General features: G+C 63.3%; 9 protein-coding genes. 6 read left to right on the top strand and 3 right to left on the bottom strand.

Annotated features, from left to right (window positions below; genetic code table 11):
• Nucleotides 1-58 precede the first annotated feature (58 nt).
• The 5 genes from AC1RR7_RS21810 to AC1RR7_RS21790 all read left to right on the top strand — a co-directional run bounded on the left by AC1RR7_RS21810 (nt 59) and on the right by AC1RR7_RS21790 (nt 8,963).
• Entirely contained in the window at nt 59-4,354 is a 4,296-nt protein-coding gene (locus AC1RR7_RS21810) for a DEAD/DEAH box helicase (protein ID WP_493158411.1), read from the top strand.
• Nucleotides 4,355-4,486: 132 nt separating this feature from the next.
• Nucleotides 4,487-5,698 carry an MFS transporter gene (locus AC1RR7_RS21805; protein WP_493158410.1) on the top strand — a complete coding sequence of 404 codons (1,212 nt, stop codon included), beginning with the start codon at nt 4,487-4,489 and terminating at the stop codon, nt 5,696-5,698.
• Nucleotides 5,699-5,884: 186 nt separating this feature from the next.
• Entirely contained in the window at nt 5,885-6,682 is a 798-nt protein-coding gene (locus AC1RR7_RS21800) for an endonuclease/exonuclease/phosphatase family protein (protein WP_493158408.1), read from the top strand.
• The gene (clsB, locus tag AC1RR7_RS21795) at nt 6,679-7,965 is read left to right on the top strand and encodes a cardiolipin synthase ClsB (protein ID WP_493158407.1); all 1,287 of its coding nucleotides are present in this window, start codon (nt 6,679-6,681) and stop codon (nt 7,963-7,965) included. The genes AC1RR7_RS21800 and clsB overlap by 4 nt, the downstream gene beginning before the upstream one ends.
• Nucleotides 7,962-8,963, top strand: coding sequence for a lysylphosphatidylglycerol synthase domain-containing protein (locus tag AC1RR7_RS21790; RefSeq protein WP_493158406.1), 1,002 nt, complete (start codon nt 7,962-7,964; stop codon nt 8,961-8,963). The genes clsB and AC1RR7_RS21790 overlap by 4 nt, the downstream gene beginning before the upstream one ends.
• Here AC1RR7_RS21790 and AC1RR7_RS21785 read toward each other — a convergent pair.
• The 3 genes from AC1RR7_RS21785 to AC1RR7_RS21775 all read right to left on the bottom strand — a co-directional run bounded on the left by AC1RR7_RS21785 (nt 8,951) and on the right by AC1RR7_RS21775 (nt 11,982).
• Nucleotides 8,951-9,709 carry an alpha/beta hydrolase family protein gene (locus AC1RR7_RS21785; RefSeq protein WP_007955615.1) on the bottom strand — a complete coding sequence of 253 codons (759 nt, stop codon included), beginning with the start codon at nt 9,707-9,709 and terminating at the stop codon, nt 8,951-8,953. The genes AC1RR7_RS21790 and AC1RR7_RS21785 overlap by 13 nt on opposite strands.
• On the bottom strand, nt 9,699-10,808 hold the full coding sequence (locus tag AC1RR7_RS21780; RefSeq protein WP_493158404.1) for a DUF3182 family protein: 1,110 nt from the start codon (nt 10,806-10,808) through the stop codon (nt 9,699-9,701). The genes AC1RR7_RS21785 and AC1RR7_RS21780 overlap by 11 nt, the downstream gene beginning before the upstream one ends.
• A 178-nt stretch (nt 10,809-10,986) precedes the next feature.
• Complete coding sequence (locus AC1RR7_RS21775) at nt 10,987-11,982, bottom strand: GlxA family transcriptional regulator (RefSeq protein WP_493158403.1); 996 nt, start codon at nt 11,980-11,982, stop codon at nt 10,987-10,989.
• Between the two features lie 101 nt (nt 11,983-12,083).
• Here AC1RR7_RS21775 and AC1RR7_RS21770 point away from each other — a divergent pair, with 101 nt between their 5' ends.
• Entirely contained in the window at nt 12,084-12,638 is a 555-nt protein-coding gene (locus tag AC1RR7_RS21770; protein WP_096820732.1) for a cysteine hydrolase family protein, read from the top strand.
• The last annotated feature ends 37 nt before the right edge of the window (nt 12,639-12,675 follow it).

The following is a 12,675-nucleotide window of genomic DNA, read 5'->3' as shown; positions in this document are numbered from 1 at the left end:
AAGTGTAGATCCCCAGCGGTACTTGCAACTTCGCCCGCTCACCCGCATAACTGAAGCCATGAATCTGCCCCTCCCCAAGGACGCGGCCCTGGCAGGCTTCCACCCCGCTGTCAGCGCCTGGTTCAGCCGCACATTCGCGACGGTCACCGCCGCCCAGGCCCGCGCATGGCCGTTGATCCGCCAGCGTCGCTCGACGCTGATCGCCGCGCCCACCGGCTCCGGCAAGACCCTCACCGCATTCCTCGCGGTGCTCGACGATCTGGTCCACCGTGGCCTGGAAACCCCGGACGGTCTGCCGGACGAGACGCTGGTGGTCTACGTCTCGCCGCTCAAGGCGTTGTCCAACGACATCCGCATCAACCTGCAAAATCCGCTGGCCGGAATAACCGACCAGTTACGCCAAATGGACCTGCCGGCACTGGAAATCACCACCGCCGTACGCACCGGTGACACCCCGCAAAAAGACCGCGCCGCCATGCGCAAAAGTGCGCCGCACATTCTGGTGACCACCCCGGAATCGCTCTACGTACTGCTCGGTTCGGAGTCCGGGCGCAAAATGCTCGGCACCACGCGCACGGTGATCGTCGATGAAATCCACGCCATTGCCGCCAGCAAACGTGGCAGCCACCTGGCCCTGAGCCTCGAACGCTTGCAGGCGCTGTGCGCCGAACCGCTGACCCGCATCGGCCTGTCGGCCACGCAAAAACCGATCGATGCGGTCGCACGGTTTCTGGTCGGCCATGAGCGCCCTTGCGAAATCATCGACATCGGCCACGCCCGTCCACGGGATCTGGGCATCGAAGTGCCGCCGGTGCCGTTGTCAGCCGTGATGGCCAATGACGTCTGGGAACGGGTCTACGACCGACTCGCCACGCTCGCCCGCGAACACCGCACCACGCTGATTTTCGTCAACACCCGGCGCCTGGCCGAACGCCTGAGCCGGCACCTGAGCGAACGCCTCGGCAAACACGCGGTGGCCGCGCACCACGGCAGTCTGGCCAAGGAGTTTCGTCTCGACGCCGAACAGCGACTCAAGCGTGGCGAGTTGCAAGTGCTGATCGCCACTGCATCGCTGGAACTGGGGATCGACATCGGTGAGGTCGACCTTGTGTGCCAGATCGCTTCACCGCGTTCGATTGCCGGTTTTCTGCAACGGGTCGGCCGTTCCGGACACCAGGTTGGCGGCACGCCCAAGGGGCGCCTGTTCGCCACCACCCGCGATGACTTGATCGAATGCGCCGCGCTGCTCGACTGCGTGCGCCGGCGCGAACTCGACACCCTGCACATCCCCGAAGCGCCGCTGGATGTGCTGGCGCAGCAGATCATCGCCGAGGTCAGTTGCCAGGAGTGGGCCGAGGACGCGTTGCTCGCACTGCTTCGTCACGCGGAACCCTACGCCGACCTCGACGAAAAGCATTATCAGGCGCTGCTGACCATGCTCGCCGAGGGCTACAACGGCCGTCAGGGCATCCGCAGCGCCTACCTGCACCGCGATGCCGTGAGCCGAACCTTGCGCGGACGACGCGGTGCGCGGCTGACGGCCGTGACCAGCGGCGGCACCATCCCCGACAACGCCGACTACAGCGTGCTGCTGGAACCCCAGGGCCTGAACATCGGCAGCGTCAACGAAGACTTCGCCGTGGAAAGCATTGCCGGCGATGTGTTCCAGCTCGGCAACACCTCCTACCGAATCCTGCGGGTGGAAACCGGCAAGGTGCGGGTCGAGGATGCCCAGGGCCAACCGCCGACCATTCCGTTCTGGCTCGGCGAAGCGCCCGGTCGCAGCGCCGAATTGTCGATGGCCGTGGCCCGCCTGCAGGCACAGCTCGATCAACTGCTGAGCGCCAGCCCCGGCGACCTGCAACCGGCCCTCGACTGGCTGACCGCGACCCTGGGACTGGACCTGGCCAGCGCCGAACAGCTTGTGGATTATCTGGCCCGAGCCCGCCTCTCCCTCGGCGCCCTGCCGTCCCAGGACACGCTGCTGATGGAGCGGTTTTTCGACGAGTCCGGCGGCACCCAACTGATCATCCACTCGCCATTCGGCAGCCGTATCAATCGCGCCTGGGGCCTGGCCCTGCGCAAGCGCTTCTGCCGCACCTTCAATTTCGAATTGCAGGCCGCCGCCAGCGAAGACGCCATCGTGCTGTCGCTGTCCACCAGCCACAGTTTCGAACTCGACGAAGTCTGGCGTTATCTGCGCAGCAACAGCGCCGAGCACATCCTGATTCAAGCGGTGCTGGATGCGCCGTTGTTCGGCGTACGCTGGCGCTGGAACGCCGGGGTGGCGCTGGCCCTGCCGCGCTTTGTCGGCGGGCGAAAAGTCCCGCCGCAGTTGCAGCGAATGAAAAGCGAAGACCTGATCGCCAGCGTGTTTCCCGATCAGATCGCCTGCCTGGAAAATCTCGCCGGCGAACGGGAAATCCCCGAGCATCCGCTGGTGGAACAGACCCTCGACGATTGCCTGCACGACGCAATGGACAGCGAGGGCTGGCTCGATCTCCTGCGACGGATGGAACGCGGCGAAGTGCGCCTGATCGCCCGCGATCTGCCGGCGCCCTCGCCGCTGGCGGCGGAAATCCTCAGCGCACGCCCCTACACCTTTCTCGACGACGCGCCGCTGGAAGAGCGTCGCACCCAGGCTGTGCTCAACCGCCGCTGGAGCGATCCACAATCCACCGATGACCTCGGTGCGCTGGACGCCGACGCGATCACCGCCGTACGTGAAGAAGCCTGGCCAACGCCGAACAGCCCCGATGAAATGCACGAAGCGCTGATGAGCCTGGCCTGCATCAGCGACCACGAAGTCGAGGCCAACCTGCATTGGCGCGATTGGCTGAATGCGTTGGCCGACACGGGTCGAGCCTGCCAACTGCAAATCGATCCCGAGCATTCGCTCTGGTTGGCGCGAGAACGCCTGACCTGTCTGCAAGCGCTTTATCCACAGGCATCTTCAGTACTGCAAGCCCTGCCCGGTTTTGACGAAGTCTGGACCGCCGACGATGCCTTGGTGGAAGTCATCCGCGCGCGACTGAGTGCATTCGGTCCGCTGCCACTGGAGACCATCGCGCAACCGCTGTCATTGCTGCCCGCTCACGTCCATCAAGCCCTCGCCCGACTGGAACGCGAAGGCTATGTACTGCGCGGTCAATTCACGCCGGGGCTGAAGACTGAAGAATGGTGCGAACGGCATCTGCTCGCGCGTATTCACCGCTACACCGTCAAGCGCCTGCGCCGGGAAATCGAACCGGTGGCGTTGCAGGATTTCATGCGTTTCCTGTTCGACTGGCAGCATGTCTCCCCGTCCACCCGGGGTCAGGGCAGCGCCGTGTTGCCGGCGATTGTCGGTCAGTTCGAAGGCTATCCGGCTGCCGCCTCGGCGTGGGACAGCGACATTCTTCCGGCGCGGCTCAAGGACTATTCACCGCGTTGGCTGGATGATTTGTGCCGCAGCGGAAAACTGGTGTGGACACGCCTCAGCGCCCGGCAAAAAACCAGCGGCACGGCGCTGCGCAGTACGCCCGTGGTGCTGTTGCCGCGCAGTCAGGTCGGGTTGTGGAGTGCACTGGCCGAGCAGACGCCGATCAGTGAACTGTCGCCTAAAACGCAGAAAGTCTTCGAGGCCCTCAGTCAGCACGGGGCGCTGTTTTTCGATGAGCTGATTCATGAAGCGCACCTGCTGCGCACCGAACTGGAAATCGCCTTGCAGGAACTGGTCGGCGCAGGTCTGGTGAATGCCGACAGCTTCGCCGGGCTGCGGGCACTGATCACCCCGGCGAGCAAGCGCCAGCAGCGCAGCAGTCGACGCGGGCGCGGGGCGTTCGTGGGTGGCATGGACGATGCCGGGCGCTGGGCGCTTTTACGTCGTGGGTCAGTTGCGGAAAGCAGCCAGACAGCGCCGCCCGAGACGCTTGAACACATCGCCATGACCTTGTTGCGCCGTTACGGCGTGGTGTTCTGGCGCCTGCTGGAACGCGAAGCCGATTGGCTGCCGAGCTGGCGCGAACTCCTGCGCACCTTTCACCGGCTGGAGGCCCGGGGCGAGATTCGCGGCGGGCGGTTTGTCAGTGGCCTGGCCGGTGAACAATTCGCCCTGCCCGAGGCGATTCCGCTGCTGCGCGAAGTGCGCCGTCGCCCCCATGACGGTAGCCTGATCGCGGTGTGCGGGGTCGATCCGCTGAACCTCGCCGGCACTTTGTTGCCGGGCGCGAAAGTGCCGGCGCTGACGAGCAACCGGCTGGTGTATCGCGACGGGTTGCCGGTGGCGGCCGAGATTGCCGGCAAGCAGCAGTTCTGGCCGGAGCTGGATCAGGTCTCCATGGAACAGGTGCGCAACAAACTGATTCGGCATTGAGCTCAAGAACGCCTTGAGGGCAGCGTTTGATCTTTGCTCCCAGGTCAAATATCAAATGCCCATCCCTGTATTTTTCCTCCCTCGCCAAACCCCGACACTGCGCTCCATTCAATCCTCAACCGGAGTGCTGTCATGCCCATTGCCTTGCTCGCGCTGACGCTCAGCGCATTTGCCATCGGGACGACCGAGTTCGTCATCGTTGGCCTGCTTCCTACCATCGGCGCCGATCTTGGCGTCAGTCTGCCGTCCGCCGGTCTGCTGGTCAGTCTCTACGCCCTCGGCGTGGCCATCGGTGCGCCGGTGCTGACCGCGCTCACCGGCAAAGTCCCGCGCAAACTGTTGCTGCTGTCGCTGATGGTGCTGTTTACCCTCGGCAACCTGCTGGCCTGGCTGGCACCGAGTTATGAATCGCTGGTGCTGGCACGGATCGTCACCGGCCTTGCCCACGGCGTGTTCTTCTCCATCGGCTCGACCATTGCCACCAGCCTGGTGCCCAAGGAAAAGGCCGCCAGCGCGATTGCGATCATGTTCACCGGGCTGACCGTGGCACTGGTCACCGGCGTGCCGCTGGGCACCTTCATCGGTCAGCATTTCGGCTGGCGTGAAACCTTCCTCGCCGTGTCGGCGCTGGGCGTCATCGCGTTCATCGGCAGCTTGCTGTATGTGCCGAAAAACATCGCCCACAGCAAACCGGCCTCGCTGCTGCAACAGTTGCAGGTGCTCAAACAGCCGCGCCTGCTGCTGGTCTACGCCATGACCGCCATCGGTTACGGCGGCTCGTTCATTGCCTTCACCTACCTGGCGCCGATTCTTCAGGACATCTCGGGCTTCAGTGCCGGCACGGTCAGCCTGGTGCTGCTGGTGTACGGCGTATCGGTCGCCGTCGGCAATATCTGGGGCGGCAAACTGGCCGACAAGCGCGGGCCGATCAGCGCCCTGAAAATCATCTTCGCCCTGCTCGCCGCCGTGCTGTTCGTGCTCACTTTCACCGCCGGCAACCCGTGGCTGGCACTGGCCACCGTGCTGGTCTGGGGCGCGGTCGCCTTCGGCAACGTGCCGGGTTTGCAGGTGTACGTGGTGCGTCAGGCTGAACATCACACGCCGCAGGCAGTCGATGTGGCTTCAGGGCTGAACATTGCGGCGTTCAACCTCGGGATCGCCGGCGGTGCCTGGGGTGGCGGGCTGATTGTCGAACACATCGGCCTGATCCACACCGCGTGGATCGGCGGGCTGGTGGTGCTGGCGGCATTGGCCCTGACAGCCTTGAGCGGTCGCCTCGACCGGCTGGGTCCGGTGTATGCCGAACCCGCTGAAGGCTCTGCTCGCGTCATTACCGGCCACTGATCCGGCGAATACCGACCGTCCGTAGTCCCGCCGAAACTTTCTCGAACCGCCCGCAGTCACCAATAGACAGAGGCGGTAAGAGGACTTTCGACGGGAGGACGGCATGGCGGCGATTCGCATCGATGACTCAAAGGGGCGCCCTGCCCCTTGGCGCGACCAGCGCCACCCCCCTGCGGGCATGCCGTCATGAGCATTCCCGAGCCGGTCGGCGTCACCGATGAACACGCCACCGTCATCACCACGGTGCGTCGTTTCACGGTACTGACGGTCAACACCCACAAGGGCTTCACCGCGCTGAACCGCCGCTTCATTCTCCCGGAACTGCGCGAAGCGGTCCGCAGCGTGTCCGCCGACGTGGTGTTCCTGCAGGAAGTCCACGGCACCCACGAACACCACCCCAAGCGCTACAACAACTGGCCGACGATGCCGCAATACGAGTTCCTCGCCGACAGTCTGTGGCCGCAGTTCGCCTACGGGCGCAACGCGGTGTACCCGGAGGGCGATCACGGCAATGCCCTGCTGTCGAAATTCCAGATCGTGCGCCACGACAACCTCGACGTTTCCATCAGCGGTCATGAAAACCGTGGCCTGTTGCATTGCGTGCTGCGCCTGCCGGGAGACGCTCGCGAATTGCACGCGATCTGCGTGCACCTGGGCCTGCGTGAAAGTCATCGCAACGCACAGCTGAAACTGCTGCGAAAACGCCTCGCCGACCTGCCCGACGATGCACCGGTAATCGTCGCCGGCGACTTCAACGACTGGCGCCAGCGCGCCGATGCGCTACTGGAACCTTGCGGTCTGCGTGAAGTGTTTGCCGAGCAGCAGGGCAAACCGGCGCGCAGTTTTCCGGCGCGTTGGCCGGCGTTGCGGCTGGACCGGATCTACGTGCGCAACCTCAAGACCAGCCAGCCGAAGGTGCTCGCCAACCGACCCTGGTCACACCTTTCCGATCATGTGCCGCTGTCCGTGGAGATCGAACTATGAGCAGCGCGCCGCTGGAAAAATCCGCCGTGGAACCGATCACCATCACCCCACCGATCCGCGAGCCCGGTCACGTCGATGTCGACTATGGCTGGCAGGGCAACAACCGCGTCGAACTGCTGGAAAACGGCGAGGATTATTTCCCGCGAGTCTTCGATGCCATGCGCACGGCGAAGAGTGAAATCCTGCTGGAGACCTTCATCGTTTTCGAAGACAAGGTCGGCAACGAGTTGCAGCAGATTCTGATCGACGCCGCCCGGCGTGGCGTGCGCACCACCGTCAGCCTCGACGGCTTCGGCTGTGGCGAACTGAGCACCGGCTATCTCACCGCGTTGAGCGAGGCCGGTGTGCACCTGCAAATCTTCGACCCAGCGCCCAAACGCCTGGGTTTTCGCACCAACTGGTTCCGGCGCCTGCACCGCAAGATCGTGGTGGTCGACGGGCTGATTGCGTTCGTCGGCGGGATCAATTTTTCCGGCGATCACCTGGCGGATTTCGGCCCCGAGGCGAAGCAGGATTACGCGGTGCAAGTTCAGGGCCCGGCGGTGGCCGACATCCATCACTTCGCCCTGCTGCAAAGCGGTCGTCCCGGCCGGGCGCGGTTCTGGTGGCAGCGTCGACGCCAGCGGCGGGCGGAGATGGCGTTCACCGAACATGACGGTCAGGTGCGATTGGTATTTCGCGACAACGACCAGCACCACACCGATATCGAAGACGTTTATTTGCAGGTGTTGCGCCGCGCCCGGCGTCGGGTAGTGATCGCCAACGCGTATTTCTTTCCCGGTTACCGCTTGCTGCGCGAGATTCGTAACGCGGCCCGGCGCGGCGTCGATGTGCGGCTGATCCTGCAGGGCCAGCCGGACATGCTGGTGGCCAAACTTGCGGCGCGCATGACCTATGACTACCTGCTCAAGGCCGGGGTGCAGATCCACGAATATTGCGAGCGTCCGCTGCACGGCAAAGTCGCGCTGGTGGATGAGGAATGGAGCACCGTGGGGTCGAGCAATCTTGATCCGCTGAGCCTGTCACTGAACCTGGAAGCCAACGTGTTGATCCGCGACCGGGCCTTCAATCAGGAGCTGTTTCGCCGTCTGGAAGATCTCAGCCAAAACCACTGCAAAGCGATGGACGTTGATCAGGCTCCGCGCGGGCGCCTCTGGCACATGACCGTGGGGTTTCTGGTGTTTCATTTCCTGCGCCATTTCCCGGCCATGGCCGGCTGGCTGCCGGCGCACAAACCACGGTTGAAACCCTTCATCCGCACTGCTGGGAGCGATCCGTCATGAGCCGCTCCGATGCTCCCGCCGCCACACATGTGAAAGCCGCTGCCACATCTCGCTGGAGCCGCTGGAAGCGTCCGCTGACGCTCCTTTTTTTCCTCGCGCTGATCGTCCTGCTGACAATGTTCGCCAGTCGCATCGAATGGGCTGAAGTGCTGCAAACCCTCGCCGACTTCAAGGTGCGCACGCTGATCATCGCTTCCAGCCTGACGCTGTTGAGCTTTCTGGTGTACGCCAGTTTCGATCTGATCGGCCGCACTTACATCCGCCAGGAGCTGACCTGGAAACAGATCCTGCCGGTGGGCATCATCAGTTACGCGTTCAACCTCAATCTGAGCGCGTGGGTCGGCGGGATTGCCATGCGCTATCGGTTGTACTCACGGCTCGGCGTGAGCAAAAGCAACATCGCCAAGATCCTCGGGCTGAGCCTGGCCACCAACTGGTTCGGCTACATGACCATCGCCGGCGCGGTGTTCAGCAGCGGTCTGGTCAGCATGCCGCCGGGCTGGAAAGTCAGCAGCGATGCGTTGCAGGGCATCGGCGTTTTGCTGCTGTTGCTGAGTGCCGGTTACTTGGTCGCCTGCCAGTTTTCCCGGCGGCGCGAGTGGTCGATTCGCGGGGTGGAAATCAATCTGCCGTCGTTGCGCATGGCCGTCCTGCAACTGTTGCTCGGCGCGCTGAACTGGTCGTTGATGGCGGCGGTGATTTTCACCTTGCTGCCGGGCAAGCTCGACTATCCACTGGTGCTCGGGGTGCTGTTGATCAGCGCGATTGCCGGGGTCATCACCCACATTCCGGCCGGGCTCGGCGTACTCGAAGCGGTGTTCGTGGCGCTGCTGCAACACGAGGCTTCGCGCGGCAGTCTGGTGGCAGGCTTGCTGGCCTATCGGGCGATCTATTTCCTGCTGCCGCTGCTGATTACCGTGCTGATGTACCTGGTGGTGGAAGCCAAGGCCAAGGCATTGCGGATCGAGAAGAAACCCAAATCTGATCAGCGCGACTGAATGATGCTCAACCGTTCGCCCACCACCATTTCGGTGATCCAGTCGACCAGGATCGAGGTGTAGGCCTGCTGAGAAGTTGGATCGCTCAGGGCATGGTCGGCGCCGTCGATGATGCGGTGAGTCAGCGAGTGGGTCTGCTGGCACGCGGCGCGATAACTCATGATCGTCGCGTGGGGCACGTAGTCATCGGTTTCCGATTGCACCAGCAGCACGTCGCCGGTGAATTGCGAGCAGGCATGCAGCGCCCGATTGCTGTCGGCGCGCACCAGCGTACCGCGATAATCGCGCAGGTCAGCCTTGTCCAGATCGCGCTTGGGCGTGTGCCATTGTTCGTCGCGATAAAGCGCCGGCACCCGCAGCGCCAGCCAGCGCACCGGGCGCAATGAAGTGAGGATCGAAGCGAGATAACCGCCGTAGCTGGTGCCGACCACCGCGATGGCCGAGGTGTCCAGCGCCGGGTGCGCGAGCAGCCGGTCGTAGGCCGCCAGCAAGTCGCGCAGGTTGTCTTCACGGGTGACCCGGCTCAGCGGAATGCCGGTACCGCCGGTGTGCCCGCGCAGATCGAACGTCAGGCACACGCAGCCCAGGCCGGCGATGCCTTTGGCCCGTTCCAGATCTCGCTCCTGGCTACCGCCCCAACCGTGCACGAACAACACGCCGGGGACTTTCGATTTGGGACTGAGGAACGTCCCGCTCATCTGCTCGTCATCAATGTCGATCTGAATGCTTTCGCTTCTAGCCGTCATAGGATTTGACCGTTACGTATTTGAGGAGAAAGTCGCTGTTCTCGGCCGGACCGCGATAGACCTCGATAGCATCCGCCGGCAGGGCCTGGTCGATGTAGGTTTCCACCGACGACACGCGGATCGCGCACATCGACGGATCGTTGACGAAGCTCTGCAACGCCGCCACTTCCGCGCTGCTCGCGCCGCCCATGCGCCAGGATTGTTCGAGCACGCCGCTGCGCTGCTGACCATCGCTGCCCAGCCCCTGGGCGATGTCGTAATTGCGCCGCGAAGCGTAGAACCGTGGATAGGCTTCATCCGCCGCGCGGTCGAAAACCTGCGCCTGCTCGATGGCCAGCCGCACATCGTCCGGCAGATCCAGTGTCAGCAGCTCCTCGTAGCCGCCCTGCACCACCAGCAAATTCGAGCCGCCGTACACGCCTTCGCCGTGGGTGTCTTCGGTCAAGTATTGATCACCGCAGTAACTGAGCACCCGGTCGCCGATGAATGACTGACCGACGCTGTGGGTAACTACCTGGCTCAAGTCCTGCTCCAGCACCACGCGTTCGCTGAACTGTTTTGCAATGTCCGGGCGAGCGAGGATCTCGTCGAAAGCGTCGAGGCTCTTGATCACTTCCTGTCCGCGGCCGGCGCACGCATGAATCGGTTTGAGACGGATCGGGCCGCTGTACAGCAGATGTTCGGCGGCGGGTCGTGCATCTTTCAGATCAAACACGCTGAGCCCGTCGAGCACGACATTGCGCGTGCGCTCGGAAAACAGCGGCGACCAGCCTTGCGGCGCGCGGGCCAGATGACTGCGCAAACCGTGGCTGATGGCTTTGGTGCAAATGAAATCGTGCTCGACGAAACCGCCCCACAGATCGTCCGGGCCTTTGATGCCCAGTTCATGGGCCTTGGCGGCGCCGACGATGGTTTGGGTCGGCAGCAGATACAGGTCGCGACCACGATGCTTTTGCGCGTCGTAGCTGCCACCGAATTTCAGCCCGAGAATCTGCGCCAGCCAGCGGGCCAGCGCCTTGTTGGTCTGCACTTCGTGTTGTGGTGCGTCGGGGCGTACGGAATGGGCGACCACTATTTTGTTGCGAGGTGTCGGGGTCATGCGTCCCCCTTCCAGCGGCAAGATGAATGTAGGTCAGAGGGTGCAGAGAACAGGCCAAACAGCTGCTGCGCGAAACCCCACGCAAATCAGTGAATTAGCCTTTTCGTACTGGCACCCCGCCCGTTTCAATCTGCACGACCGGCGCCATGGCCCCGGCATTTTGCACGACCGTCAGACGCTATCTCGCCAGCGCCGTCGGCGGTGTCACGCCAAACCGCGCCCGATAATCGCTCGGCGCCAGCCCGGTGATTTTCTTGAAGATGGCGCGAAATGCACCCGGATCCTGATATCCCACCGTCCACGCGATATGGTCGATGGTGCTGTTGGTGAACTCGAGCATTTCCCGTGCCTTGCCGACCCGCAGGTGCTGACAGTACTCGGTGGGTTTCAGGCCGGTCGCGGCACGGAAACGACGCAGGAATGTGCGCTCCTCCAGCCCCGAGCGCTCAGCCATCGAGGCCAGCGAAACGTCAGTCGCACCGGTGCTTTGCAGCCAGTGCTGGACCTTGAGAATCGATGCATCGCCATGGCTGAGGATCGGCGCGAAATTGCTGCCGCAGGCACTGGCGCTGTCGCTGTGTTCCATCACCAGGAACCGCGCAGTGGCGCTGGCGATGCTCGGCCCGAGCAGACGATCGACCAGCCGCAACCCCAGCTCTGACCAGGCCATCAGCCCGGCGGTGGTGATCAGGTCGCCGTCATCGACAATCGGTGTGTCGGCCTTGAGCTTGATGTCTGGATAACGCTCGGCAAACGCCTTGGCCGAGGTCCAGTGAGTGGTGGCGCTGCGACCGTTGAGCAGGCCGCTTTCGGCCAGCAGCCACGAGCCCACGCAGACGCCGCCCAGCGTCGCGCCACGGGCATGCTGATCGCGCAGCCATTGCAGCAATCCCGGTGATGTCTGCTCTGCACTGAACCCGGCGATCGAAGGTGGGATCAGCACCGCCAGCAAGCCTGTTTCGGCTGCAGGATGACTGTCGTAAACCCTGACCGGAGCCTGTTCGTTTTCGACCTGCCAGTGACTCACCCGCAGCCTTGGCAATTGCGCGGCCTGATGCTCGACCGCGATCCGGTCGGCCACGCCGAACAGGTCGGTCAAACCATGCACCGCCGCCAGTTGCGCACCGGGATAAATCAGCACGCCCAATTCGGCAACGGCCCTTTCAACACCCATTGTCAGTTTTCCCCTGTCTATTGTCGGTGCGGCCAATCCTCGAAGACGTAGCTGGCGCCGATACTGATTCCACACCCAACAAACACTTCGAGGACACACCCATGGCCAGGCAAGCACTCATCGTAGTCGATATCCAGAACGACTACTTCCCCCAAGGCAAGTGGCCACTGGCTGGCGTCGACGCCGCTGCCGACAACGCCGCCCGACTGATCGCAGCGTTCCGTGAAGCGGGTGAGCCGGTGATCCATATCCGTCACGAATTCACCTCGGCGGATGCGCCGTTCTTCACCCCGGGCTCCGAGGGTGCCAAGTTGCATTCCAAGGTGCTCAACCGCGCCGACGAACCGGTGGTGCTCAAGCACTTCGTCAACTCGTTCCGCGAAACCGAACTGCAATCGATCCTTGATGAGCAAGACATCAAGGAACTGGTGGTGGTCGGCAGCATGAGCCACATGTGCATCGATGGCGTCACCCGTGCGGCGGCGGATCTGGGTTACACCGTCACGGTGATCCACGATGCCTGCGCCACCCGCGATCTGGAATTCAATGGCCTGACCGTGCCGGCGGCCTATGTACACGCAGCATTCATGTCATCGCTGGGTTTTGCCTACGCCAGCGTGGTCTCCGCAGACGAGTTCCTCGCCGCCAGCCGTTAATTCTCGTACGCGAACCTTCGCAATAGACACAGGCCCG

The sequence above is a fragment of the Pseudomonas sp. GW821-FHT11G12 genome, from assembly GCF_058808055.1.
This window is presented reverse-complemented; position numbering and strand designations above follow the sequence as displayed.